Annotated in this window: 17 protein-coding genes; 8 read left to right on the top strand and 9 right to left on the bottom strand. The window is 69.2% G+C overall.

Annotated features, from left to right (window positions below):
- The first annotated feature begins 15 nt into the window (after positions 1 to 15).
- From folB to ASE10_RS07195, 3 genes are all read left to right on the top strand, one after another.
- A complete protein-coding gene (gene folB / locus ASE10_RS07205; protein WP_055901924.1) occupies positions 16 to 375 on the top strand; it encodes a dihydroneopterin aldolase in 360 nt (119 codons plus the stop codon).
- A 59-nt stretch (positions 376 to 434) separates the two neighbouring features.
- A complete protein-coding gene (gene folK / locus ASE10_RS07200) occupies positions 435 to 923 on the top strand; it encodes a 2-amino-4-hydroxy-6-hydroxymethyldihydropteridine diphosphokinase (RefSeq protein WP_056306088.1) in 489 nt (162 codons plus the stop codon).
- 204 nt (positions 924 to 1,127) lie between these two features.
- Positions 1,128 to 1,958, top strand: coding sequence for a DUF6159 family protein (locus ASE10_RS07195; RefSeq protein WP_056306086.1), 831 nt, complete (start codon positions 1,128 to 1,130; stop codon positions 1,956 to 1,958).
- 251 nt (positions 1,959 to 2,209) lie between these two features.
- On the opposite strand, the gene ASE10_RS07190 is transcribed toward ASE10_RS07195, so the two are convergent.
- Positions 2,210 to 2,968: a pteridine reductase gene (locus tag ASE10_RS07190; protein ID WP_056306084.1), complete on the bottom strand. Its 759-nt coding sequence runs from the start codon at positions 2,966 to 2,968 to the stop codon at positions 2,210 to 2,212.
- Positions 2,969 to 3,164: 196 nt separating this feature from the next.
- Here ASE10_RS07190 and ASE10_RS07185 point away from each other — a divergent pair, with 196 nt between their 5' ends.
- From ASE10_RS07185 to ASE10_RS07175, 3 genes are all read left to right on the top strand, one after another.
- Positions 3,165 to 4,379, top strand: coding sequence for an SAM-dependent methyltransferase (locus ASE10_RS07185; protein WP_055901912.1), 1,215 nt, complete (start codon positions 3,165 to 3,167; stop codon positions 4,377 to 4,379).
- A complete protein-coding gene (locus ASE10_RS07180) occupies positions 4,376 to 4,813 on the top strand; it encodes a hypothetical protein (RefSeq protein ID WP_055901909.1) in 438 nt (145 codons plus the stop codon). Before ASE10_RS07185 ends, ASE10_RS07180 begins: the two co-directional genes overlap by 4 nt.
- A gap of 137 nt (positions 4,814 to 4,950) precedes the next feature.
- Positions 4,951 to 7,467, top strand: a complete 2,517-nt coding sequence (locus ASE10_RS07175; RefSeq protein WP_082559613.1) for a TonB-dependent receptor — start codon at positions 4,951 to 4,953, stop codon at positions 7,465 to 7,467.
- Between the two features lie 528 nt (positions 7,468 to 7,995).
- Here the strand turns inward: ASE10_RS07175 and ASE10_RS07170 are convergent.
- The 4 genes from ASE10_RS07170 to ASE10_RS07155 all read right to left on the bottom strand — a co-directional run bounded on the left by ASE10_RS07170 (position 7,996) and on the right by ASE10_RS07155 (position 12,894).
- A complete protein-coding gene (locus ASE10_RS07170; protein ID WP_055901905.1) occupies positions 7,996 to 9,222 on the bottom strand; it encodes a multifunctional CCA addition/repair protein in 1,227 nt (408 codons plus the stop codon).
- A 26-nt stretch (positions 9,223 to 9,248) separates the two neighbouring features.
- On the bottom strand, positions 9,249 to 9,626 hold the full coding sequence (locus tag ASE10_RS07165) for a PH domain-containing protein (protein ID WP_055901902.1): 378 nt from the start codon (positions 9,624 to 9,626) through the stop codon (positions 9,249 to 9,251).
- 317 nt (positions 9,627 to 9,943) lie between these two features.
- Positions 9,944 to 10,876: a complex I NDUFA9 subunit family protein gene (locus ASE10_RS07160; RefSeq protein WP_162250428.1), complete on the bottom strand. Its 933-nt coding sequence runs from the start codon at positions 10,874 to 10,876 to the stop codon at positions 9,944 to 9,946.
- Positions 10,873 to 12,894 carry a lytic transglycosylase domain-containing protein gene (locus ASE10_RS07155; protein WP_082559612.1) on the bottom strand — a complete coding sequence of 674 codons (2,022 nt, stop codon included), beginning with the start codon at positions 12,892 to 12,894 and terminating at the stop codon, positions 10,873 to 10,875. The genes ASE10_RS07160 and ASE10_RS07155 overlap by 4 nt, the downstream gene beginning before the upstream one ends.
- A gap of 124 nt (positions 12,895 to 13,018) precedes the next feature.
- On the opposite strand from ASE10_RS07155, the gene ASE10_RS07150 reads away from it, so the two are divergent.
- Positions 13,019 to 13,819 carry a sulfite exporter TauE/SafE family protein gene (locus tag ASE10_RS07150; protein WP_235565797.1) on the top strand — a complete coding sequence of 267 codons (801 nt, stop codon included), beginning with the start codon at positions 13,019 to 13,021 and terminating at the stop codon, positions 13,817 to 13,819.
- A 207-nt stretch (positions 13,820 to 14,026) separates the two neighbouring features.
- Positions 14,027 to 16,930: a TonB-dependent receptor gene (locus ASE10_RS07145; RefSeq protein WP_055901896.1), complete on the top strand. Its 2,904-nt coding sequence runs from the start codon at positions 14,027 to 14,029 to the stop codon at positions 16,928 to 16,930.
- 1,337 nt (positions 16,931 to 18,267) lie between these two features.
- On the opposite strand, the gene ASE10_RS07140 is transcribed toward ASE10_RS07145, so the two are convergent.
- The 4 genes from ASE10_RS07140 to ASE10_RS07125 all read right to left on the bottom strand — a co-directional run bounded on the left by ASE10_RS07140 (position 18,268) and on the right by ASE10_RS07125 (position 22,021).
- Positions 18,268 to 18,720, bottom strand: a complete 453-nt coding sequence (locus ASE10_RS07140; RefSeq protein ID WP_055901894.1) for a cupin domain-containing protein — start codon at positions 18,718 to 18,720, stop codon at positions 18,268 to 18,270.
- Positions 18,721 to 18,860: 140 nt separating this feature from the next.
- On the bottom strand, positions 18,861 to 19,619 hold the full coding sequence (gene kduD, locus ASE10_RS07135) for a 2-dehydro-3-deoxy-D-gluconate 5-dehydrogenase KduD (protein WP_055901891.1): 759 nt from the start codon (positions 19,617 to 19,619) through the stop codon (positions 18,861 to 18,863).
- Between the two features lie 10 nt (positions 19,620 to 19,629).
- The gene (gene kduI / locus ASE10_RS07130; RefSeq protein ID WP_055901889.1) at positions 19,630 to 20,475 is read right to left on the bottom strand and encodes a 5-dehydro-4-deoxy-D-glucuronate isomerase; all 846 of its coding nucleotides are present in this window, start codon (positions 20,473 to 20,475) and stop codon (positions 19,630 to 19,632) included.
- Between the two features lie 517 nt (positions 20,476 to 20,992).
- A complete protein-coding gene (locus ASE10_RS07125; RefSeq protein ID WP_055902034.1) occupies positions 20,993 to 22,021 on the bottom strand; it encodes a LacI family DNA-binding transcriptional regulator in 1,029 nt (342 codons plus the stop codon).
- Positions 22,022 to 22,113 lie beyond the last annotated feature (92 nt).

Raw genomic sequence — 22,113 nt, 5'->3', positions numbered from 1 at the left:
ACTGTCGAATCCCCAATGGACCACGTCTTCATAGAAGGCCTCGAGATCGAGGCGCTGATCGGCATCTACGACTGGGAGCGGCGCATCCGCCAGCCGCTGGTGTTCGATCTGGAAATGTCGTTCGACAACCGCATCCCGGCCGCGACCGATGCGATCGAGGACACCTTGAATTACAAGGCGGTCAGCAAGCGCATCGTCGAGTACGTGTCGCAGTCGGATTTCGGCCTGGTCGAAACCCTGGCCGAGCGCATCGCGGCGGTCGTGATCGAGGAGTTCGGCGTGCGCCGGGTGCGGCTGAAGCTGAGCAAGCCCGGCGCGGTGCGCGGTGCGCGCGCGGTCGGGGTCACGATCGTGCGCGAACGCGACGCCGCCTGAGCCGCGCCGCGGCTTCCCACTTTCCGCCCCGCCGCCGGCCGGGCGCACCGGATACAGCGATGGGCAAGGCTTATCTCAGTCTCGGCAGCAATCTGGATGCCGCCGAGCACCTGCGCGGCGCAATCGCGGCACTGCGCGAACGCTTCGGCGAGGTGGTGCTGTCGCCGGTCTACCGCACCCGTGCGGTCGGGTTCGTCGGCGCCGATTTCTACAACAGCGCGGCCATCGTCGACAGCGAGCTCGAACCGCAGGCGCTCAACGACTGGCTGCACGCGCTGGAAGACCGCCACGGCCGCGTCCGCACCGGCCCGCGCTACGGCGACCGCACCCTGGACATCGACATCGTGCTGTACGACGACCGTCTGCTCGAAGGCCCGGGCAATCTGCGCATTCCGCGTCCGGAGCTGAAGCACGCCTTCGTGCTGCGGCCGCTGGCCGACATCGCCCCGGACCTGGTGGTGCCGGGCGACGGCCGAACCCTGGCGGAGCTGTGGCGCGCGCATCCGGACCACGATCAGGCGGCGGTGGTCGCCGACATCGGCGGCTGAGTCGCGCTGCGGCTCGGATCTACCTGCCAAGCAAGCAAGCGGCCGCAGGGTCGCTGTCGCGTGCGGCGCCTGGCCGGTCACATCCGCCGCCGAGCATCGTCCTGGCTCTCGCAGACGCCGCCGGTCGGGCCGGTGACGGCTGACGCTTGCGATGTGCCGAGTTTGGCCCGAGCATGCGTCCATTCATCCACGGGGGAGCACACGATGTTCGAAAAATTTTCGCGTAGCTGGGCACTGGTCAAGGCCAGCGCCGGAGTGCTGCGCTCCGACAAGGGACTGATGCTGTTCCCGGTCCTGTCCAGCCTGGCGACGCTGGTGGTGCTGGCGACCTTCCTGGTGCCGATGTTCGCGCTGCGCCTGTTCGAGAACGGCGTCGGCGTGGGCGGGATCGTGTTCGGCTTCCTGTTCTACTTCTGCCAGTACAGCGTGATCATCTTCTTCAACTGCGCCCTGGTCGGTGCGGCCATGATCCGCCTCGACGGAGGCGACCCGACCCTGCGCGACGGCTTCGACGCGGCCAAGTCGCGCCTGCCGGCGATCCTGGGCTACGCCGCGATCGCCGCGACCGTGGGCCTGATCCTGCAATCGCTGAAGGACCGCGACAACAACTTCATCGTGCGCATGATCGGTTCTGGCCTGGGCGCGGCCTGGACCCTGGCGACCTTCATGGTGGTGCCGGTGCTGGTGAGCCAGAACGTCGGCCCGATCGACGCGCTCAAGCGCAGCATCGGCCTGCTCAAGCAGACCTGGGGCGAGAACGCGATCGGCAACGTCGGCATCGGCGCGGCGTTCGGCCTGATCATGTTCCTGGTGATCGCGGCCGGCGTGGGCTTGTCGTTCCTCGCGGCGCAGGCCTCGGTCGGTCTGGCGATCGCGGTCGGCGCGGTGTTCCTGGTCGCGGTGTTGCTGCTGGGCGTGTACCAGGCGGCGCTGAGCGGCATCTACTCGGCCGCGCTGTATCGCTACGCCACCGAAGGCGAAGCCCCGGCCGCGTTCCGCGCGCTGGAGCTGCAGACGGCGTTCAAGGCCAAGTAAGTCGTTTCCTTAGTCCCTCTCCCGCTGGCGGGAGAAGGGAGAATCAGCAGCGACATCGCCGTTAGCCCCTCTCCCGCTTGCGGGAGAGGGGTTGGGGTGAGGGTTCGCGGCAAGCGCGAGGCTTTCAAGCTCGGCACGCCCCTCATCCGCCCTTCGGGCACCTTCTCCCGCAGGCGGGGGAAGGGAGAATCGGCTGCGATATCGGCGTTAGCCCCTCTCGCGCAGGCGAGAGAGAGCGGAAGAGCCGGCGCTCAATCCGCCAACAGCCGTCCGCCGTCCACCCGCAGCACCTGCCCGGTGGTATAGCGCGCCTCACGCAATAGCCAGCGCACCGCCTCGGCGATTTCCTCGGCGCTGCCGGTACGCCCCAGCGGGGTGCGAGCCAGCATCGCGGCCTTGGCCGCTTCGTCCTTGTCCGCGCCGTCGGCGCCGGGCTCCGGCCACAGGATCGCGCCCGGCGCGACCGCGTTCACCCGCACGTCCGGCGCCAGTTCCAGCGCCAGCGCGCGCGTGGCCATCGCCAGCGCGGCCTTGGCCATGCAATAGAGGCTGTGGTCGCGCAGCGGGCGCTCGGCGTAGATGTCGACCATATTCACGATCGCGCCGCGCGCGAGCTTCAGATGCGGCGCCGCGGCCTGCGCCAGGAAGAACGGGGCGCGCGCGTTGCTGGCGAACAGCGCGTCCCACTGCGCCGGCGTGGCGCTGCCGATCGGCGTCGGCGCGAAGCCCGAGGCGTTGTTGACCAGGGCGTCGAGGCGGCCGTAGCGGCCGACGGTGTGCGCGACCAGCTCGGGCAGGCGGTCGAATTCGGCCAGGTCGGCCTGCAGGGTCAGGGTGCTGCCCGGGCGCAGGCCTTCGAGCTCCGCGGCGAGCGCGGCCATGGCCTGGCCGGAGTCGCGGTAGTGCAGGGCCAGGTCGTAGCCGTCGGCGTGCAGCGCGCGCGCGATCGCGGCGCCGATGCGCTTGGCGCTGCCGGTGATCAGGGCGACGGGAGCGGGCGTGGTGGCCATGGCTTGCGTATTCGATTCCGTGTCGGTAACGAGTGAAGGAGTTAGCGGCTAGCAACTAGGAATCAGCGACTAGCAACCAGTAACCAGCAACTAGTAACGAGCAACTGGCAATTGGTAGTCGCGAGATATGTACTTACTAATTACTCTCTACTCGTTCCTTATACTGCAAGCCGCCCGCTGCGCGCCCGGTGACCGTATGTCCGACCCGACCCCGAACGACCTCCACCGCGACGCCGCGACCCTGCCCGCGCCGGGTCTGGACGCGCTGGAGCACAGTGCGCGGCTGGAGGCGCTGATCCGCGAGCAGATCGGGGTCGGCGAGGGCGCGATTCCGTTCTCGCGCTACATGGAGCTGGCGCTGTACGCGCCGGGTCTGGGCTATTACAGCGCCGGCGCGCGCAAGTTCGGCGACGACGGCGATTTCGTCACCGCGCCCGAGCTGGGCCCGGTGTTCGCCGCCTGCGTGGCCGAAGCGGTGGCGCCGGTGCTGCGCCAGATCGGGCCGTCGGCGCGCTTCCTCGAACTCGGCGGCGGCACCGGCGCCTTCGCCGAGGTCGCGCTGAAGCGCCTGCTCGAACTCGACGCCTTGCCCGACCGCTACGCCATCCTCGAACCCAGCGCCGAGCTGCGCCAGCGTCAGCGCGAACGCCTGCAGCAACGCCTGGCGCAGCCGCTGTTCGAGCTGGTCGAATGGCTGGATGGCCCGTTCCAGGAGGACTGGGGCGGCGTGCTGTTCGCCAACGAAGTGATCGACGCGCTGCCGACGCCGCGCTTCGCGATCCGCAACGGCGAGATCTACGAGGAGCACGTCGTCGTCGACGGCGACGGTTTCGCGCGCGAGCTGCGCGAGGCCGATGCCTTCCTCGGCAACGCGGTGCGCCAGGCCGAGCGCCGGCTCGGCCGGCCGCTGGAAGAGGGCTACCGCTCGGAACTGCTGCCGCAGCTGCCGTATTGGATCCAGGCCGTTTCCGGCGGCTTGCGCGCCGGTGCGATGCTGTTCGTCGACTACGGCTACGCACGCGCCGAGTACTACGCGCCCGAACGCAGCGACGGCACGTTGCGTGCGTTCTACCGCCACCGCATGCACCACGATCCGCTGCTGTGGCCGGGCCTGCAGGACCTGACCGCGTCGGTGGACTTCACCGCCCTGGCCGAGGCCGGCGTCGCCGCCGGCTTCGATTTCGCCGGTTACTGCTCGCAGGCGAATTTCCTGCTCGGCAACGGCCTGGCCGGCGTGCTCGAACGCATCGACGCGATCGCCGACGAGGGCGAGCGCCAGCGCCGCCACAACGAGGTCAAGCGCCTGACCCTGCCCAGCGAGATGGGCGAGCGCTTCCAGGTGATGGGCTTCGAGAAGGGCGTCGAGTTCGGCATCGCCTTCCTTGCCGGCGACCTGAGCCATCGCCTGTGAGGGCCGCGCGCAAGACCGACGCGCCCAAGGGACCCTGGCTGCGCAGCTTCCGCACGCCGGGCCGCTGGCTGGCCCTGGGCGCGGCCGGCGTGCTGGCAGTGATCGCGCTGTCGCTGCTGCCGGCGGGCGATCTGCCGCCGTCGCCGTTCGCCGGTTCCGACAAGGTCGGCCATGTCCTCACTTACGCCGCGCTGTCGGCCTATGCCTGCATGCTGTTCGCGCGGATGCGGCCGCAGGCGCTGTGCGCGGCCGGCCTGATCGTGCTGGGCGTGGCGCTGGAGTACGCTCAGGCCTCGCTCACCGACAGCCGCATGGGCGACAGCCGCGACGCCCTCGCCAATGCCCTGGGCGTGCTGCTCGGGCTGGCCACGGCCTCGACCCCGCTGGCGCTCATGTTGCAGCGCATCGACAACCGTCTGGCCAAGACGCGTTAATCAGAGTGTGACGGGGTTGGTGAAGCCAAAGTCGGCAAAGTCACACGACGTATTGCGCAAAGGTTAAGAACTTGTGAACCTCGGGCCGGACTTCCAGGGGGAAGTCCGCCGCCCCGCCTCTTCGCAAGGAACCGACCATGTCCGCAGTGCACCGCAACCGACTGGCGCTGGCCGTGGCCGCCGCCATGGCCGCCAGCGCGATCGCCTCGCCCGTCTACGCCCAAACCGCAGCGCCCGCGTCCACCGAGGATACGGCCACCACTCTCGACACCGTCCAGGTCACCGGCTCGCGCGTGCGCGGCCGCACCGCCGAGGACACCGCCGCCCCGGTCGACGTGATCGGCCGCGAGGAGATCAACGCCACCGGCGCGCTCGAGGTCGGCCAGATCCTGCAGATGCTGGAGCCCTCGTTCAATTTCTCGCGCACCTTCGTCAGCGACGGTACCGACATCCTGCGCCCGGCCACGCTGCGCGCGCTGGGCCCGGATCAGGTGCTGGTGCTGGTCAACGGCAAGCGCCGCCACCAGCAGGCGCTGGTGAACGTGCAGCAGACCATCGGCCGCGGCTCGGCCGGTACCGACATCAACGCGATCCCGGTCTCGGCGATCGAGCGCATCGAAGTGCTGCGCGACGGCGCCGCCGCGCAGTACGGCTCCGACGCGATCGCCGGCGTGATCAACATCATCCTCAAGCGCCAGACCGAGTACACCGAACTGTCGATCGAAGGCTCGCAGTACTACGCCGGCGACGGCGAAATGCTGCACGGTTCGGTCAACACCGGCTTCAAGCTCGGCGCCGAGGGCTACATCAACCTCACCGCGGAAGCGCGCAACCGCAACGAGACCAACCGCGCCGGCCCCGACAGCCTGCGCACCAACCCGCCGCGCGTGACCCAGCGCCTCGGCGACGCCGACGCCAAGGACTACTACCTGTGGCTCAACGCCGCGGTGCCGGCGGGCAAGGGCGAGCTGTACTGGTTCGGCGGCCTGTCGCGCCGCGAAGGCGATTCCTCCGGCTTCTTCCGCAGCGCCGGCGACAACCGCACGGTGCCGGCGCTGTACCCCAACGGCTTCCTGCCCAACATCCTGACCACGGTCGACGACGCCTCGCTGGCGGTCGGCTACAAGGCGCCGATCGGCGAGAACTGGGATTGGGACATCTCGATCAACCACGGCCGCAGCAAGTTCGGTTTCGAAGAGGCCAACTCGGTCAACGTGAGCTGGTGGTACGAGCCGATCGATCCGGCCAACCCGGCCGCCGGCATCCACGCCGCGTCGCCGACCACCGCCGACACCGGCACGCTCAAGTACGACCAGACCACGTTCAACCTCGATTTCCGCGGCAGCGTCAACGGCTTCAACAACAATCCGCTGTACCTGGCGACCGGTTTCGAATGGCGCCAGGACAACTACGCGATCGAAGCCGGCGACCCGGTGTCGTACACGTACGGCCGCACCAACAACCCGGCCATCATCATTCGCGGCCAGACCGGCGACATCGCGCCGGGCGGCATCCAGGGCTTCCCGGGCTTCACGCCGGGCACCGAGGTCGACGAGGGCCGCCACAGCATGGCGGTGTACTTCGATGCCGAAACCAACCTGAGCGAGCGCGTCCTGCTCGGCGGCGCGGTCCGTTTCGAGGACTACTCGGACTTCGGCAACACCACCACCGGCAAGCTCTCGGCGCGCTTCAACGCGACCGAACGCTTCGCCGTGCGCGGCACCCTGTCGACCGGCTTCCGCGCGCCTGGCGTGCAGCAGCAGTTCTACAACCAGGTCTCGACCAACCTCAATCCCGACGGCACCCTCACCGACACCCTGACCGCGCGTCAGGACAGCGCGGTGACCCGCGCGCTGGGCGTGGCGCCGCTGAAGGAAGAGACCTCGCGCAGCGGTTCGGTCGGCATGGTGTTCAAGCCGAACGAGCGCTTCTCGCTGACCGCCGACCTGTTCCGCATCGACATCGACGACCGCATCATCTTCTCCGGCGTGATCGCGCCTGAATCGGTCGGCACCGACGGCCTGGCCTGCAACGCCAGCAACAGCAACTGCCCGATCGCGGGCGCGCTGGCGCCGTTCCGGGTCGGCCAGGCGCAGTTCTTCACCAACGCCATCGACACCCGCACCACCGGCCTGGACATCGTCGCCAACCACAACACCGAGTTCGCCAGCGGCAGCAACCTGACCCTGACCGCGTTGGTCCACTTCAACAAGACCGAAGTGCGCGAGATCCATTCGAACTCGCCGATCCTGGCGCCGGGCCAACTGTTCGACGCCGCCCAGGTCACCCTGGTCGAGCGCGGCCAGCCGCGCGCGCACCACGTGCTGCAGAGCGTGTACGAAACCGGCCCCTGGCAGATCACCGGCCGCGCCAACTACTACGGCTCGGTCACCGGCGAATTCTTCGCGCCGGAGCAGACCTGGGGCGGCAAGACCCTGTTCGACCTGGCGGTGCGTTACTCGTTCAACGAGAACACCCACCTCACCGTCGGCGGCAACAACATCTTCGACCAGTACCCGGACAAGTGGTCGGTCGGCGCCGACAACCCCGGCGTGAACCCGTTCCCGTCGCTGGGCTTCAAGTACGGCTGGGAAACCATGCCCTTCGGCATGAACGGCGGCAGCTACTACGTGCGGCTGGACTATCGCTTCTAAGCCGCGGCGCAGGATGGAGTGGCAGGAACGCCGGGCGGCCGCGAGGCCGCCCGGCGTTTCGTTTGGCGTGTGCTACGGATTACCGGCACCGCATCGCGGCACCGGCTTTGGGGTAGGAGCGGCGTAAGCCGCGACCCGGGTAGGTGTCCGATGCAGGTTTCGTCGTAGCCGCGGATTCGCGGTCGCGGCTTACGCCGGGCGCGGTTTACCGGCACCGCATTGCGGTATCGGCTTTGGGGTAGGAGCGGCGTAAGCCGCGACCCGGGTGGGTGTGCGATGCAGGTTTCGTCGTAGCCGCGGATTCGCGATCGCGGCTTACGCCTGGCGCGGTTTACCGGCACCGCATTGCGGCATCGGCTTTGGGGTAGGAGCGGCGTAAGCCGCGACCCGGGTGGGTGTGCGATGCAGGTTTCGTCGTAGCCGCGGATTCGCGGTCGCGGCTTACGCCGCTCCTACCCCAAGGCGTATGCCGCGATGGCGCGCCTACCCTTGGGCTGTCTGTGGGAGCGGCGGCGGAGGCAGTGCGCGTCAGGCCTTCTTGCCGGTGGCCGTGGCGATGGCGGCGATGCGCGCGCGGCGCAGCGCTTCGCCGACTTCCGGGCCGCTGCGGCCCTGGGCGATATCGGACGCGCGCACCGCCAGCGCGGCGTCGAGCGCATCGCGCAGGCGCTGGCCTTGCGGGTACTCGACTTCCGACAGGCCGGCGCGGCCGCGCTTGTCGGCCTCGCACACCACGCTCATGCGGCGCACGCGCTCGGGCTGGCGGAAACCGTCGCAGCGCGCGATCAGATCGTAGACCGTGCTTGCGCGCAGTTCGTCGTAGCGGTGCACGTTGAGATGCTCGCGACACGCGGCTTCGGCGAGCTGGCGGTGTTCGGTCGGCACGCGCAGGCGTTCGCACAGCACGCGCAGCGGTTTCAGGCCGGCGTGCTCGTGGCCCAGGTGGCGCGGCAGCACGTCGGCGGGCGTGAGCGCCTTGCCCAGGTCGTGGGTGAGCGCGGCGAAGCCGATGGCGTCGTCGCCGGGCGCCAGGCGTGCCGCCATGTCGCAGACCAGCTCGATGTGGATGCCGGTGTCGACTTCCGGGTGGTACTCGGCGCGTTGCGGCACGCCGTAGAGCGCGTCGACTTCCGGCAGTATCGCGGCCAGGGCGCCGGCGTCGCGCAGCGTGCGCAGGAACGCCGACGGCCGAGCACTGGCGAGCGCGCGCCGCAGTTCCTGCCAGACCCGCTCGGGCACCAGGTCAGCGAGTTCGCCGGACTCGGCCATCGAGCGCATCAGCGCGGTGGTCTCGGGCGCGACGCTGAAACCCAGCTCGGCGAAGCGGGCCATGAAGCGCGCGGCGCGCAGCACCCGCAGCGGGTCCTCGACGAAGGCCGGACCGACGTGGCGCAGCACCCGCTCCTGCAGATCGCGCGCACCGCCGTAGGGGTCGACCAGCGAACCGTCTTCGTCCTCGGCGATCGCGTTGATGGTGAAATCGCGACGGCCGAGGTCGTCTTCCAGCGTCACCGACGGATCGGCGTCGACCACGAAGCCGCGGTAGCCTCGTCCGGATTTACGCTCGGTGCGCGCCAGCGCGTATTCCTCGCCGGTGTGCGGATGCAGGAACACCGGAAAGTCGCGCCCGACCGGTTTGTAACCGGCGTCGAGCATGGCCTGCTGAGTGGCGCCGACCACGACGTAGTCGCGGTCGCCCGGCGTCCGCCCCAGCAGCCGGTCGCGGACCGCGCCGCCGACCAGGTAGGTCTTCATCGCATGGCCTTGGTCTGCATGCGCGTTCAGCGCGGCGAGTTCTGCGCCAGCAGCGCGATGATGTCCTCGGCGCCGCTGCTGCGGCCGAGGTGGCGCACGATCGGCGCGGCCTGGCCGGAAACCCACACGCGCAGCTCGGATTCCAGATCGAAATGGCCCGCGGTTTCCAGCGAGAACATCACGATGCTGCGATAGGGCAGGCTGAGGAATTCGGTCTTGCGGCCGGTCACGCCCTGCTTGTCGACCAGGATCAGGCGGCGGTCGGTGAACACGATCAGGTCGCGGATCTCGCCGAAGGCGCGCTGCACGGTTTCTCCGGGCGCGAGCAGGGGCATGAAGTCGTCGGCGATCTTGTCGACCGGCTTGTCGCCGGCGTGGCCGAGCAGGGTGTCGAGCAATCCCATGGCGGCGCTCCTGTGTGGGGTCGGACACCGATGCTAAGGGTTGTGGGGCGGCAGGGCGAGGGCGGCGGCTGGGTACGTGTTTTTGCCTTTGCGAACGAGGGCGGCGAGGTCGCCTGCAAAAGCCTGCGTGGCCCTTGCGAGAATCCAAGGGCAAAAACGGCGTAAGGACGAATCGGAACGAGGCCGTAGGATGCGGTAAGCCGTAGGCGCACCGCATCGATCGCGATGTTGCGAGATGGCGGCGATGCGGTTGTCGCCGCATTCCACCAAGCTGATTTCGCGAAGCAGCGACGGGCAGCGCCCATCGCGAGCTCGCCTCAATCGCGCGACGGCTCCAGGCCGAGAATCTCCCGCAGCCGAGGCGGCACCGGAGTCGCGGCGATGCCCAGCTTGGGCAGGCCGTTGTCGTCGCTGACCGAATCGGTTTGCAGCGAGCGCCAGTTGTCGCGGCTGATCGGTTTGCCCGGCAGGTGCTCGCCGATCCCGGCCTGCAGCCGGCCCAGCGCCTCGGGCAGCGGGATCACCGCGCGCAGGCGGCCGCGCGCGCGCGCGGTGAGGCGCACGATGTCGGCCAGGCTGAGCACATCGGGGCCGACCAGGTCGTAGCGCTGGCCGATGCTGCCGCCGTCGGCGAGGGCACGCGCGTAGGCCTGGACCACGTCGCCGACCCAGACCGGCTGGAAGCGGGCGTCGGCACGGCCGATCGGCAGGACCGGGGCGAAACGCAGCAGTTGGTCGAAGCGGCAGAACAGGCCGTCGCCGGGTCCGGCGATGACCGAGGGCCGGAACAGGGTCCAGTCCAGGCCGGATTCGCGCACGCGCTGTTCGGCGCGGCCACGCGATTGCAGGTAGTGGCTGTCGCCGCTGCCGGCGCCGAGCGCGCTCATCTGCAGCAGGCGGCGCACGCCCATGTCCTTCATCGCCGCGATCAGCGACTCGAGCTGGGTCACGTAGACGCGCTCGAAGCCGTCGCCGGCGTCGCCGCGTTCGTTGAGGATGCCGATCAGGTTGACCACCGCGTCGGCGTCGTCGAGCACCGCGCGCAGGAAGTCCGGATCGTGCACGTCGCCTTCGATCAGGCTGGAATCGCGTGGCAGCAGCGCGCGCTTGGCCGGGTCGCCGCCGCGGCTGAGCACGGTCAGGCGATGGCCGTCGCGCAGCAGCTGGGCGACCAGACGCCGGCCGACGAAGCCGGTGCCGCCCAGGACGACGACGTGGCGCCGCGCCGCGGTGTTCACGGCGACGCTCACGGCGATTGGGCCGCCGCCGCGCTGGCCAGCGGGCAGGCGAAGCGCTTGCGCGGCGCGTCGATGCGCCCACGCATGCGGTCGGTCATGTTCATCGCGTCGCCGTTGAGGCGCCAGTCGTAGAGCACGCTGAAGGCGAGCACGCGCGCAACGTACTCGCGCGTTTCCTTGTAGCTGATGGTCTCGATCCAGAAGTCCGCGTCCATGCCCGGGCGCTGCGACTGCCAGCGCGCCAGCGGCGCCGGGCCGGCGTTGTAGCCGGCCATGGCGAAGTAGGGCTGGCCGCCGTACTTGTCGAGCAGTTCGCGCAGGTAGGCGGTGCCCAGGATGATGTTGGTGTCGGAGTCGTACAGACTCGCCGCGCCGCCCCAGGGCAGGCCCAGGCGCTTGGACACGTTGGCGCCGGTGGCCGGCACGACCTGCATCAGGCCCATGGCGTTGGCGCCGGAACGCGCGTTCGGATCGAACACGCTCTCGGCGCGGATCTCGGCCGCGACCCAGGCCGGGTCGAGATCGTTCTTGGCCGACTCGCGCCGGATGGTGGCGTCGTGGTGCAGCGGGAAGCGCAGGTTGTACAGGCGCAGCTCGTCGGGCTTGCCCTTGCCCAGCGAGAACACCGCGCGGTCGAACCAGCCGTGGCTCTGCGCGACCTCGACCGCGATCCGGCGCTGATTGTCGTCGTAGCGCGACAGCGCGTCGTCCCATTCGCGGATCGCCCAGGACTTGCGCTCGATCTTGTACAGGCCCATCGCCCGCAGCAGCGCCGGATCGCGCGCGATCGCGGCCTTGGCCGCGGCGCTGTCGTTGGGGATCAGCGGGCACAGCGCGTACGGCAGGCCGACCCGGTCGGCGGCGAGGAAACCGTGGAACTCGGGCTTGCGCGCGGCTTCGCGGTACAGGCGGTCGGCACCGGCCTTGTCGCCGGCGCGTTCGCTCAGGCGCGCTTCGAAATACTGCCAACGCGAATCGGCGCGCTGCTTGGGACCCATCTTGCGGATCGCGGCCAGGGCGCCGGCCCAGTCGGAGCGCGCCATGGCTTCGCGCGCGCGCCATTCGTGCAGGCGCTCGTCGTAGGACACGGCCGGCACGGCGTTGAGGCGCTGCGCGGATTCGGGACCGTACGAGGCCACCGTCCACAGCGCGGTCTGGTACAGCACGCGGCCGCGGTCTTCGTCGCTGAAACCCAGCGCGCTGGCGTACTTGGGCAGTTGCGCCTCGGCCGCGTCCGGCGCCGATTTGCCCAGCCGGGCCAGGCCGTAGGAGGCCATGCGCCGGCTGCGTTCGGTCTTGGGCCAGTTCAGGGCGCGTTCGTTGACGCCGTCCAGGAACGCGGCGTAATCGTTGGCCTGCGCCTGCTGATCGGCGGGCAGGCCGCGCGCGGCGCTGCGCATCACCGCCGGCAGGCCCTCGGCCGCGGCGGCGTCGATGCGCTGCCAGCGCTGTTCGTCGCTGAGGCCGCCCTGCGCTGCGAGCAGCGCCATCGGCGCATCGCATTCGTTGGGCAGGGCCTTGCCGTTGGCGGTCCATACCGCCTGGGCGTCGAGCGTCCACTGCGCGTCGGCACGGCGCAGGGCCTGGCGCGCGCTGAGTTCGGCGCAGCGCAGCGAGGTGTTCTTGGCCAGTTCGGGTTTCCAGGCGGCGATGAAGGCCGGCCAGTCTTCGCGGCGCGCGGTCGCGGCCAGCCAGATTTCGCGGAACGCGGTGCCGGCGGCCTGATCGCCGTAGCGCGACAGGAAATTCTGCGCCTGGGCGTTGGACAGCGTGTCGATGTTGCGGCGCAGGCCGGCGTACTCGACCCAGCCGTACAGCGGATGGCGGGCGAGGTCGGCGTATTGCGCGGCGTCGAAGTCGCCGCGTTCGGCGCTGTCGAGCGCGGTGCGCAGACGCGGCAGCTGCGGGTCGTTGATCGGCGCGGGCACGCTGGCGACGACCGGCGGTGCGGCCGTGGTCTGCGCGCAGGCGGCGGTGGCGAGGGTGGCCGCGAGCGCGGCGAACAGCAGGGGGAGTGGGCGCGGGAGCATGGCCGGACTATAGCCCAGCGACGATGAATCTCCGGCGTGAACGTGGCATCGTCACGCACTCGCGCCGCATGCGGCGCAGCGCATGTGCGCAGGATGTTGCGAACACATACACGAAGGAGACGCGGTGACCATCGCTTGGCTGGCATTTCTGGTACTGGGGGCGATCGCCGGCGTGCTCGCCGGTCTGCTCGGCGTCGGCGGCGGCCTGGTGCTGGTGGCGGCGCTGTCGTGGCTGGCGCCGTGGGTCGGCGTGCCGCAGGAAGCGGCGATGCACACCGCGCTGGCGAGTTCGCTGGCCAGCATCGTACTGACGGCGGCGGCGTCGGCGCGCGCGCATGCCAAACGCGGCAGCGTGTTGTGGCCGACCGTGGCCTGGATGGTGCCGGGGCTGCTGATCGGCGGCTGGTTCGGCAGCATGATCGCGGTCCGCATCGACGACGATCTGCTGCGCTACATCGTCGCCGGCTACTGCCTGATCGCCGCGGCGCAGCTGCTGTTCGGCAAGAACCGTCCGACCGTGGCCGATCATGAGCCGGCGCCGCGCGGGGTGCCGATGAGCGCGGCCGGGGTCGGGATCGGTGCGATCTCGGCGGTGGTCGGCATCGGCGGCGGCAGCATGACCGTGCCGCTGCTGGTCTGGCGCGGGATCGCGCCGGTGCGCGCGGTCGGCACCTCCTCGGCCTGCGGCGTCGCGATCGGCCTGGCCGCGGCGGTCGGCTACGCGATGCATGCCCCGCCCGGGGCGCTGCCGCACCACGCGATCGGCTACGTCTACCTGCCGGCCGCGATCGGGGTGGCGATCGCCTCGGTACTGGCCGCGCCCTACGGCACCCGTTTGGCCCATCGCCTGAACGGGCTGACCTTGAAGCGGGTGTTCGCGGCCTTCCTGGTCACGGTCGCAGTCAGCCTCCTGATCGGCGGCTGAACGTGTAAACCGTTGATTTAACAAAAAACGTGCCGCCTGAACAGGCGGCGCGGCGTCTCTGCGTGTCCCGAATTGGGCATTCCGTCGCGGGCCGGGCATTTTGCCGCTTGTGGCGGCTTCACGAATTGTTTACAACCTCGTGACGCCGTAGGACAGGGGTACGGCGCCCAAAACAAAAAACTTCAGCCACGTCTTAGGGAGAGAGAGATGAAGCCGCTGCGCCGCCAGTCCTTGGCGAAAGCCATCCAGTTGTCGTTGCTGATCAGCCTGCCCGGCCTCGCCGCCGCGCAGGACGCCCCACCCGCCGCCCCGGCCTCGGCCACCACGCTGGACACGGTGACGGTCACGGGTACCCGCATCAAACAGACCAACGCGGTCACCGCTCAGCCGGTGTTCGTGCTCGACCGCCAGAAACTCGAAAAGACCGGCGTGCAGACCGTCGGCGAAGTGCTGCAGCAGCTCACCGCCGGCGGCAAGGCGCTCAACGCCAAGTTCAATTCCTCGGGCAACTTCGGCTATCCGCCGGACGGCGGCGGCATCGGCGCCGGTTCGGCCCAGGTCGACCTGCGCAACCTCGGTTCGCAGCGCGTGCTGGTGCTGGTCGACGGCATCCGTTGGGTCAACGAATCCTCCGCCTCGGGCGTCAGCGGCAGCGCCGACGTCAACACCATCCCGCTGGCGATCGTCGAGCGCATCGAAGTGCTGGAAGACGGCGCCTCGGCGATCTACGGCTCCGACGCCATCGCCGGCGTGGTCAACATCATCACCCGTCGCAAGCTCGACGGCGCCGAAGTCCACGCCTATTTCGGCCAGTGGGGCGACGGCGGCGACACCACCGAAGCCAGCATGACCCTGGGCGGCGCCGGCGAGCGCTGGTCGGCCGTGTTCGGCGCCAGCTACTTCGAGCAGAAGGACATCAGCTCCGGCAGCTGGAAGCAGTCGTCCGAACCCGTACCCGGCGGCGGCCTGGCTTCGGGCAGCTCGGGCATCCCGCAGGGCCGCTTCACCTTCTGCGACCCGAGCCGTCCGGTCACCGGCGTCGGCGGTTGCGACGCGGCGGGCGACAACTGGTACGACATCACGCTCAATAACGGCACCACCGTGCCGGTGTTCGATCCGAACAACCCCAACGGCGGCACCTACCACGGCTTCAGCGGCGCCGACCGCTTCAACTTCGCGCCGTTCAACCTGCTGCTGACCCCGAGCAAGCGCAAGGCGCTGTTCACCAGCATCAACTACGACCTGACCGAGAACACCCGGTTGCACGTCAAGGCGCTGTACAACAACCGCACTTCGACCAATCAGGCCGCGCCGGAACCGATCTTCGTCGGTCCTTTCGCCGGCACCGGCGGCATCGCCGACACGGTCATCGTGCACGCCAACAATCCGTACAACCCGTTCGGCATCACCCTGGACCCGGCGACCAACTTCGGTTGGGTGACCAAGCGTCCGATCGAAGTCGGCCCGCGCATCTTCGAGCAGGACGTCGACACCATCTACTTCAACATCGGCCTGGACGGCGTGTTCGATCTGGGCGACCGCGGCTTCGGCTGGGACGCCAACTACGTGCACTCGGAGAACAAGGCCGAGCAGACCTTCCGCAACGGCTACAACGTCGCCAAGATCAAGCTCGCCCTGGGCGATCCGGCGGTGTGCGCGGCGGTCCCGGGCTGCGTGCCGCTGGATCTGTTCGGCGGCCAGGCGCGTCCGATGACCCAGGCCATGATCGACTGGATCCGCACCAAGCAGATCGACTCGAGCAAGCAGGTGCTGGACCTGTTCTCGGCCAACATCACCGGCGACCTGTTCAAGATCGGCGATCGTTCGGCCGGCTTCGCCGCCGGCGTCGAGCACCGTCGTTACCGCGGCGAGTTCAACCCCGATCCGCTGCGTCAGACCGGCGAATCGCAGGACTCGTTCGCCGCGCCGGTCAACGCCAACTACGACGTCAGCGAGGTCTACACCGAGTTCAACTTCCCGGTGCTGTCGACCCTCGACATCACCGCGGCGGTCCGCTACTCGGATTACTCGACCTTCGGCGGCGCCACCACCGGCAAGGCCGGCTTCCGCTGGCAGCCGATCGAAGACCTGGTGATCCGCGGCACCTACTCGCAGGGCTTCCGCGCCCCCAACCTGGGCGAGCTGTACGGCCTGACCCAGTTCGGCGCCAGCCTGGTCGACCCCTGCGGTCCGACCGGCGGCGGCGGCCCGGCTCCGCAGTACGTGGCCGGCTGTAACGCGCAGGGCGTGCCGCCCGGCTTCGAGCAGGCCAACACCCAGATCACCACCTTCACCGGCGGTAATCCGAATCTGGATCCGGAAGAGTCCGACAGCTACACCGTCGGCCTGGTCTACAGCCCGGGCTGGGCCGAAGGCCTGTCGTGGTCGAGCAAGCTCGATTTCGAGCTGAACTACTACCACCACAAGATCGACGGCGCGATCCAGGCCCGCGACCTGCAGGCCCTGCTCAACGCCTGTCTGGCCAGCGGCGGCACCACGCCGTCGGTGTGCTCGCCGTTCACGCGTGCGGCCAGCGGCAACCTCAACCCGCCCAACAACTTCCTCAGCAACCTGGGCAGCGTCAAGACCGACGGCGTCGACATCAAGGTCAACTGGGCCAGCCCGGATTGGAGCTGGGGCCGCCTGACCGCGGGTCTGCAGTCGACCTTCGTCAACGACTACAAGGCGGTGGACATCGACGGCAACGTCTCCCAGCGCAAGGTCGGCGTCGAAGTCGCCGACAGCGCGATTCCGGAGTGGCAGACCAACCTGCAGCTGGGTTGGAGCCGCAACGATTTCGACGCGAGCTGGAACGTGCGCTACATCGCCTCGGTCGACGAAGACTGCGGCAACTCGGTGTTCGCCGGTCCCAAGCCGGGCTGCTTGAACCCGCAGAACGTCAACACGCTGGGTTCGGTCACCTACCACGACGTCCAGTTCGGCTGGAAGAACGCGTTCACGGTGGAAGGCCTGAAGCTGTCGGCCGGCGCCAACAACGTGTTCGGCAAGGACCCGCCGGTGTGCGTGACCTGCTCGCTCAATGGTTACGACGCGGGCACCTACGACCTGCCGGGTACGTTCTGGTACGTCAGCGCCGATTACCGCTTCTGATTCACCGCAGCATGATCTGAACGCGACGGCCGGCGATGCGAATCGCCGGCCGTTTCGTTTGCAGGCCAGCCACGTTCGCCTTGGGGTAGGAGCGGCGTAAGCCGCGACCGCCCGGGTCGCGGCTTACGCCGCTCCTACCCCAAAGCGGGCGATGTTGAGGAGGGGTTGTGTGCGATCCCCAAAGCCTGCGATTTCGAGGAGAGCTGCGCCCGATCGCTGTGGGATCGGCGTAAGCCGCGATTTGGCGCCCGATCGTGACGATGGTTGCGCCGCGAGTGCGTATGCAGGCCAGCCGCGTTCGCCTWGGGGTAGGAGCGGCGTAAGCCGCGACCGCGAACCTGCCGCTGCGACGAAAGCATGTCGCGCGCCGCACTCCGGGTCGCGGCTTACGCCGCTCCTACCCAAAGCGGGCGATGTTGAGGAGGGGCTGTGTGCGATTCCCAAAGCCTGCGATTTCGAGGAGAGCTGCGCACGATCGCTGCGGGAGCGGCGTAAGCCGCGATTTGGCGCCCGATCGTGACGATGGTTGCGCCGCGAGTGCGTATGCAGGCCAGCCGCGTTCGCCTTGGGGTAGGAGCGGCGTAAGCCGCGACCGCGAACCTGCCACTGCGACGAAACCATGTTGCGCGCCGCACTCCGGGTCGCGGCTTACGCCGCTCCTACCCCAAAGCGGGCGATGTTGAGGAGGGGTTGTGTGCGATCCCCAAAGCCTGCGATTTCGAGGAGAGCTGCGCNCTCCGGGTCGCGGCTTACGCCGCTCCTACCCCAAAGCGGGCGATGTTGAGGAGGGGTTGTGTGCGATCCCCAAAGCCTGCGATTTCGAGGAGAGCTGCGCACGATCGCTGTGGGAGCGGCGTAAGCCGCGATTTGGCGCCCGATCGTGACGATGGTTGCGCCGTGAGTGCGTATGCAGGCCCGCCGCGTTCGCCTTGGGGTAGGAGCGGCGTAAGCCGGACCGCGAACCTGCCGCTGCGACGAACCATGTCGCGCGCCGCACTCCGGGTCGCGGCTTACGCCGCTCCTACCCCAAAGCGGGCGAATGTTGAGGAGGGGCTGTGTGCGATTCCCAAAGCGAGCGATGTTGAGGAGGGGCTGCGTGCGATCGCTGTGGGAGCGGCGTGAGCCGCGATCGGCGCCCGGCTATGACGATGGTTGCGCTGCGAGCGCGTAGCTTCATCGCGGCTCACGCCGCTCCCACAGGTGCGTGGCTTCATCGCGGCTCACGCCGCTTCCACAGGTGCGTGGCTTCATCGCGGCTTACGCCGCTCCCACAGAAGGCTTGCTGGGCCAGGACAGGCGGGCAGCGCTTCGCCGCATCGCGGATCGCGTCGATCCGATCAGCAATCGACGGGCTGGGCGCGGCGGTAGACCACGACGATCACCAGGTCCTCGTCGCCGAGCTGCTTCAGGCCGTGGGTGCTGCCCTTGCGGGTCAGGACGGCGTCGCCGGGGCCGACTTCGCGGCGCGCGTCGTCGAGCATCAGCTCGCCGCGGCCGCTGAGCACGTAGTAGATCTCGTCCTTGTCGTTGCGGTGTTCGCCGATGCTGGCGCCGCGGTGCAGCGCGCGCTGCCGGAAGACGAGGTCGAAACCGGCGGCCTGTTCGAAGAACGGGTAGGCGGTGGTGGTGCCGGCGCCTTCGTGCGGGCCTGGCTGGGCGACGGCCAGCCCGCGCGCCTGCTCTACATAGGAGTCGCTGCGTTTGGAGCAGACCGGTTCGCCGGCTCGCGCGGCGCTGCTGCACAGGACCAGCGTAGTGAGGATCGCTATGCGGCGCAGACGATCGGACATGGTTCGCTCCCGGCGTGGGCAACGCTCAGCGTGCGAGTTCGCCGTCCTGCGCGGCGTCGCTGCGCAGGGCCGGCGCGATGAGGATCGCGGTGCGGCGAACGTGGTGGTTAGGCATGGTTCGATCCTCGCGCATGCAACGCTCAGCGCGCGAGCCAGCCGCCGTCGACGGGCAGGATCGCGCCGTGCACGTAATCGGAGGCTGCGCTGGCCAGGAACACCGCCGCGCCGCCCAGGTCCGAGGGCTCGCCCCAGCGCCCGGCCGGAATGCGCGCCAGGATGTCGCGGTTGCGGTTCTCGTCGGCGCGCAGCTGGGCGGTGTTGTCGGTGGCCATGTAGCCCGGCGCGATCGCGTTGACGTTGACGCCCTTGCCGGCCCATTCGTTGGCGAGCAGGCGGGTGATGCCGGCCAGGCCGGATTTGCTGGCGGTATAGGACGGCACGCGGATGCCGCCCTGGAACGACAGCATCGAGGCGATGTTGACGATCTTGCCGCGGCCGGCCGCGATCATGCGCCGGCCTACCGCCTGCGACAGGAAGAACGCGCTCTTGAGGTTGACGTCGATCACCGCGTCCCAGTCGTCTTCGCTGAAGTCGACAGCGTCGGCGCGGCGGATCAGGCCGGCGTTGTTGATCAGGATGTCGACCGCGCCCAGTTCGGCCACGGTCTCCTCGACGATGCGCGCGATCGGCTGCAGCGTCGAGAGGTCGGCTTCGATCGCGTGGAAGCGCCGGCCCAGCGCGCGCACGCGCTCGCCGGTGTCGTCGGCCGCGCGCGTGCTGACCGTGGCGATGTCGGCGCCGGCTTCGGCCAGCGCCAGCGCCAGGCCCTGGCCGAGGCCGCGATTGCCGCCGGTGACCAGGGCGACCCGGCCTTCGAGACTGAAAGGCGAACGGCTCATGTCTGCGGCCTCACTTGAGCTGGCACAGGTCGAGCTGGTGCATGTCGGTGTAGTCCAGGTTCTCGCCGCCCATGGCCCAGATGAAGCAGTAGTTGCGCGTGCCCGAACCCATGTGGATCGACCACGGCGGCGACACCACGGCTTCGTCGTTGCGGATCACCAGGTGACGCATGTCCGCCGGTTCGCCCATGAAGTGCATCACGCTCTGGTCGCCGAGGTCGAAATAGAAGTAGACCTCGGAGCGGCGGTCGTGCAGGTGCGGCGGCATGGTGTTCCAGACGCTGCCGGTCTTGAGCACGGTCAGGCCCAGCAGCAGCTGGCAGGACTTGCAGGTCGCCGGGACGATGTACTGATAGATGGTGCGTTCGTTCGAGGTCTCCAGCGCGCCGCGTTCCAGCGGCACCGCCTTGTCGATCGAGATGTGCACGGTCTCGTAGCGCGCGTGCGCCGGGGTCGAGGCCAGGTAGAACTTCGCCGGGGTCGCGGCGTCGTCGGACGCGAACTCGACCTGGGCGCTGCCCATCGGCACGTACAGGCCGTCCTTGGGCTTGAGCGCGTAGGCCTGGCCGTCGACGGTGACCGTGCCGGCGCCCGCGCCGACGTTGACCACGCCCAGTTCGCGCCGGGCCAGGAACGGCTGGCCGGCGGCGGAGGCGGGCTCGGTCTGCGCCGGCAGCGACACCGGTGCAGCGACCGGGGCGGCGCCGCCGATCACGAAGCGCTCGTTGTGCGAGTAGTCGAGGCGGATTTCGCCGGCCGCGAACAGGTCGGCGATCAGGTAGCGGTCGCGCAATTGCTCGTTGCTGGCGCCGACCATCATGTCGGGGTGGGTGGCGTGGTAGGTCTTGCGGAACATCGGGCCTCCGGAATGCGCATGCCTGCGATGCCGCCCGCGGCGGCTGATCCGGGGATCATAACGGGGTTTTGGTAACCGGTGTCAAAAGTTCGGCAGAACCGGACCGAGGCCGTTCGGGGCGGGTGTGGCCCTACCGTATGTGGGAGCGAGCCAGATCACTGTGGGAGCGAGCCAAGTCGCGATCGGATCGCCCAGAGAGGGCGCGAACCGCTTCGCGCCCGCCTACCCAAAGTCTGCGGGATTGCGGAGCATCGGCGCGTCATCACTGTAGGAGCGGCGTAAGCCGCGATCGAAGCTGCGCACTCGCGCCGCCAGCACGTCATGGCCGACGGCCCGTCGCGGCTTACGCCGCTCCTACAGAAAGCTGCCAACAGAAAGCCCGCCATGCCGCGATGCGCCGGCCGGTCTCGTCGCAGGGAATTCGCCGTAGCGCGCGGCCCCTGTCGCGCCTGGATCGGCCAATCGGGAGATCGGGAGATCGAACCGCTTGCGCCCGGCCACCCGGGCGGTCCCGCCCTCAACCCGGCGGCGGCTGGCTCGAATCGCGCACCACCAGATGTGGGGTCACCGACACCGGCTCGCTGGGCGCGTCGCCGTCTTCGGGTTCCGGTACCAGCAGCATCTGCGCGGCCTGGCGGCCGAGGTCGCGGATCGGCGAGTGGATCGTGCTCAGCGCCGGCCACAGCTGGGTCGCCAGCGGGCTGTCGTCGTAGCCGACCACCGACAGGTCGGCCGGGATCGACAGGCCGCGGCGCATCGCGGCCTTGTATACGCCGGCGGCCATCTCGTCGTTGCAGGCGAAGATCGCGGTCGGACGCGGCGATTTGGCCAGCAGGTATTCGGCGCCGGCGACGCCGGACTCGAAGGTATAGCCGCCCTCGAACACGTAGTCTTCGCCCAGTTCGATGCCGCGCTGGGCCAGGCCGTGGCGGAAACCGCCGCCGCGTTCGATCGAGGAGCGGTAGCGGCGCGGGCCGGTGATCAGGCCCAGGCTGCGGTGACCCAGCGACTGCAGGTAGTTGGCCGCTTCCACGCCGGCCAGGCGGTCCTGGGTGTGCAGCATGTTGGCCGGCTCGTCCAGCGGGATCGAGGCGATGCGCACGTAGCGCACGTCGATCTCGCGCAGCGCGGCGGCCAGCTGGTCGTCCTCGGACACGCGCGGGATCAGGATCACCCCGTGCAGCTTCTGCTGCAGGGCGAAGCGGCGGATGCCGTCGATGTAGTCCTCGCGATGGCTGTCGCAGGGATGCACGACCAGTTCGTAGCCCGAGTCGCGCAAGGCGTCCAGCGCGCCGTACTGCATGTTGACGATGTACTGCGCGGTCGGGTTGTCGTAGACCAGGCCGATCAGGAACGAGCGCCGGAACGCCAGCCCACGCGCCTGCGGATCCGGCGCGTAGCCCAGCTGCTTCATCAGCGACTGGATCTTCTCGCGCGTGTCCGGCCGCACCAGCGGCGAATTGTTGATGACCCGCGACACCGTCTTCTTCGACACCTCGGCCAGGCGCGCGATGTCGTTGATGGTGGCCTTGCCCAGCGCGGGCATCTTGGCGGGCGCGCCGTCGCCCCCGGCCGCATCGGCGGGACGGGCGCTGCGCGGACCGCGGCGCGAGCCGCGCGGAGGGGCTGGATTCATGG

Origin of the sequence: Lysobacter sp. Root76 (assembly GCF_001428685.1) — a bacterium.
In the GTDB taxonomy this organism is placed as follows: Bacteria; Pseudomonadota; Gammaproteobacteria; order Xanthomonadales; family Xanthomonadaceae; genus Lysobacter.
This window is presented reverse-complemented; position numbering and strand designations above follow the sequence as displayed.

Coding starts and splice junctions, on each gene's coding strand:
- folB (WP_055901924.1), top strand. CDS start 16: ATGGACCACGTCTTCATAGAAGGCCTCGAGATCGAGGCGCTGATCGGC.
- folK (WP_056306088.1), top strand. CDS start 435: ATGGGCAAGGCTTATCTCAGTCTCGGCAGCAATCTGGATGCCGCCGAG.
- ASE10_RS07195 (WP_056306086.1), top strand. CDS start 1,128: ATGTTCGAAAAATTTTCGCGTAGCTGGGCACTGGTCAAGGCCAGCGCC.
- ASE10_RS07190 (WP_056306084.1), bottom strand. CDS start 2,968: ATGGCCACCACGCCCGCTCCCGTCGCCCTGATCACCGGCAGCGCCAAG.
- ASE10_RS07185 (WP_055901912.1), top strand. CDS start 3,165: ATGTCCGACCCGACCCCGAACGACCTCCACCGCGACGCCGCGACCCTG.
- ASE10_RS07175 (WP_082559613.1), top strand. CDS start 4,951: ATGTCCGCAGTGCACCGCAACCGACTGGCGCTGGCCGTGGCCGCCGCC.
- ASE10_RS07170 (WP_055901905.1), bottom strand. CDS start 9,222: ATGAAGACCTACCTGGTCGGCGGCGCGGTCCGCGACCGGCTGCTGGGG.
- ASE10_RS07165 (WP_055901902.1), bottom strand. CDS start 9,626: ATGGGATTGCTCGACACCCTGCTCGGCCACGCCGGCGACAAGCCGGTC.
- ASE10_RS07155 (WP_082559612.1), bottom strand. CDS start 12,894: ATGCTCCCGCGCCCACTCCCCCTGCTGTTCGCCGCGCTCGCGGCCACC.
- ASE10_RS07145 (WP_055901896.1), top strand. CDS start 14,027: ATGAAGCCGCTGCGCCGCCAGTCCTTGGCGAAAGCCATCCAGTTGTCG.
- ASE10_RS07140 (WP_055901894.1), bottom strand. CDS start 18,720: ATGTCCGATCGTCTGCGCCGCATAGCGATCCTCACTACGCTGGTCCTG.
- kduD (WP_055901891.1), bottom strand. CDS start 19,619: ATGAGCCGTTCGCCTTTCAGTCTCGAAGGCCGGGTCGCCCTGGTCACC.
- kduI (WP_055901889.1), bottom strand. CDS start 20,475: ATGTTCCGCAAGACCTACCACGCCACCCACCCCGACATGATGGTCGGC.
- ASE10_RS07125 (WP_055902034.1), bottom strand. CDS start 22,021: ATGCCCGCGCTGGGCAAGGCCACCATCAACGACATCGCGCGCCTGGCC.